The organism is Nocardiopsis sp. TNDT3, assembly GCF_003427465.1.
Taxonomy (GTDB): domain Bacteria; phylum Actinomycetota; class Actinomycetes; order Streptosporangiales; family Streptosporangiaceae; genus Nocardiopsis; species Nocardiopsis dassonvillei.
This window is the reverse complement of sequence record NZ_QPFC01001157.1, coordinates 1-1,728: the sequence shown is the minus strand read 5'-3', so window position 1 is coordinate 1,728 and position 1,728 is coordinate 1. Positions and strand designations below refer to the sequence as shown.

Below are 1,728 nucleotides of genomic sequence, written 5' to 3'. Positions count from 1 at the left end.
GACCGGGGGAGCCCCGGAGGGGGATTGGCGGGAGGGTGAAGCGGTGTCGAAGGCGGACGAGGTCCCGGGGGGTGACAGGGGTGCGGAGCTGGGGAAGGAAACGGAACGGGAAGTGGCGGCGAAGGCGTGAGCAGAACAGGGGTGGGGGCGAAGACGAGTGACGGAAAAGACGTGGAAAGCTGAAGGAGGGGATGTAAGGATGTTTGCCCGGGCACTTGAGAAACAGGAGCAACGGGAACAACAGGGATACCAGTAATAACAAGCGCACCAGGCAAGCGCACCAGGAATCACACCAGCCGCCGGTTCCCGGGACCTTCGCGAGATTCGGGTTCCCAGAACACGGCCGAAAATTCGGGGCAGGCCGTGACCGCTGGCGCCCGGATCTGTCCGCCTGGCCCAGGGCCGCGATCCGGCGGACCCGGTGTCCTCAGCGGAGCGGTGGCCTGAGAGCCGCGGCCGCGGTGACTCCAGGGAGCAGTGACTTCAGGGACGGGAGAGCCGCCTGCTTACTCCTGTCCTGTATGTCTCACCTTGATGCCAGCGTGGAGAAACCGCGTACGATGCTTGAGGTGCCTGCTTCGGCGGGCGTAACCATACACATAGAGGAAACCCATGAGCTACCCCATTGACGACGCCGAGCAGCTGATCGCGAACGCGGAGGCGGAGATGCCGCCGAGCACGCGCTCCCGTCTCATCGCGAAACTCCGGATGGGGAAGCACATCGACGAGGCCGCGGCCGAACTCGACGTCAGCCCGGCCCAGGTCTTCTCGACCGGCCGCATCCTCACGGCCTTCGGCGACCAGCTCGACTTCACGCTCACCGAGCAGCGCGACCCCTCCCTGCCGCACGGGACCGTCACCGGGTACAACAAGCGGTGCCGGTGCCCCGATTGCCGGGGAGCGCTCCAGCAGCGCGTCTGAGGCCCTGTCGGGGGTGTTCCGAGGCACCGCCGGAAGTGGAGAGCGGAGCCGGGGCGAACGCCCGGCTGACGTGGTGTCGAACGTGCTGCCGGACGGCCGACCGTTCCCGCGTCGCGCCGTTCCCGCGTCGCGTCCCGGCGTCCCGTACGTCCTGTCCGCCCCGCGGTGGGAGCGGTCGGGGACAGTTTCGGTTTCTTTCGGCTGAGGTCGTGAGTGTGATCCGGTAGGTCCTTCGGGCGATCCGGCGGGAATCCCAAGCCTTCGGGGACCAAGCCGTCCACCTGCGCTAACGCCTCGTTAACCGAGACTTCCCGAACCAATACGGCGAACACAGGCTTATCAGCCCCGGGTTGGGGAAAATCGCAGACCATGAACGAGTACGTGGACTGGTCGGCGATGAGCGAAGAAGACTTCTTTGCGCTGCTGCGGCAGCTCATCGACATTCCGGAAGCCGACGAGGACTGACCAGAGGCTGTCCCCGACGCGGGTCCCCCGCCCCTCTCACCCCCAGGCGCACGACGAGGCCGTGACCGCGGTGTTCAGCGTGCGCCGAGAAGGGGCCTCCGTGACTCGCGCCTCCGGCTTGCGCTCCCTGTCGTGCCTGTTGTCGGGGCCGGCGCGGAGGACGAGCACGCCCTGCGGCCGTCTGCGCCGTGACGAGAGTCCGCTCCCCGTCCTGACCCGTGGTCCCGGTAGCGGAAACGTGCCATGCCCCGCCTCCTGGGGCGCAGTGTCAGTCCGTGCGTCTCCCAGCGGGGGGGACTACTGGTGTGGGTTGTCCACAGGACGCGGGACGCTCTGGCACCG

At 67.5% G+C, this 1,728-nt stretch carries 1 protein-coding gene; it reads left to right on the top strand.

Annotation, left to right across the window (positions count from 1 at the left end):
* Window positions 1-612: 612 nt before the first annotated feature.
* Complete coding sequence (locus DQW06_RS25070; RefSeq protein WP_013156224.1) at window positions 613-921, top strand: hypothetical protein; 309 nt, start codon at window positions 613-615, stop codon at window positions 919-921.
* Window positions 922-1,728 lie beyond the last annotated feature (807 nt).

What these genes read in the sequence shown, in the direction of transcription:
- DQW06_RS25070 (WP_013156224.1), top strand. Translation starts at nt 613, where the DNA reads ATGAGCTACCCCATTGACGACGCCGAGCAGCTGATCGCGAACGCGGAG.